We start from the raw sequence: 667 nt of genomic DNA on the forward strand, positions 1-667 counted from the left end.
TGGTGGGTAGTTTGACTGGGGCGGTCTCCTCCCAAAGAGTAACGGAGGAGTACGAAGGTGCGCTCAGACCGGTCGGAAATCGGTCGTAGAGTATAAAGGCAAAAGCGCGCTTGACTGCGAGACAAACACGTCGAGCAGGTACGAAAGTAGGTCTTAGTGATCCGGTGGTTCTGTATGGAAGGGCCATCGCTCAACGGATAAAAGGTACTCCGGGGATAACAGGCTGATACCGCCCAAGAGTTCATATCGACGGCGGTGTTTGGCACCTCGATGTCGGCTCATCACATCCTGGGGCTGAAGCCGGTCCCAAGGGTATGGCTGTTCGCCATTTAAAGTGGTACGCGAGCTGGGTTTAGAACGTCGTGAGACAGTTCGGTCCCTATCTGCCGTGGACGTTTGAGATTTGAGAGGGGCTGCTCCTAGTACGAGAGGACCGGAGTGGACGAACCTCTGGTGTTCCGGTTGTCACGCCAGTGGCATTGCCGGGTAGCTATGTTCGGAAGAGATAACCGCTGAAAGCATCTAAGCGGGAAACTTGCCTCAAGATGAGATCTCACTGGGATCTTGAATCCCCTAAAGGGCCGTCGAAGACTACGACGTTGATAGGTTGGGTGTGTAAGCGCTGTGAGGCGTTGAGCTAACCAATACTAATTGCCCGTGAGGCTTG

1 rRNA gene is annotated in these 667 nt (G+C 54.1%); it reads left to right on the forward strand.

Going from position 1 to position 667, the window contains the following annotated elements:
- Positions 1 to 667 (forward strand): 23S ribosomal RNA (locus ACF8FG_RS25875); the annotation flags it as partial.

Origin of the sequence: Pseudomonas sp. YQ_6, from assembly GCF_043103245.1 — a bacterium.
Taxonomy (GTDB): domain Bacteria; phylum Pseudomonadota; class Gammaproteobacteria; order Pseudomonadales; family Pseudomonadaceae; genus Aquipseudomonas; species Aquipseudomonas alloputida.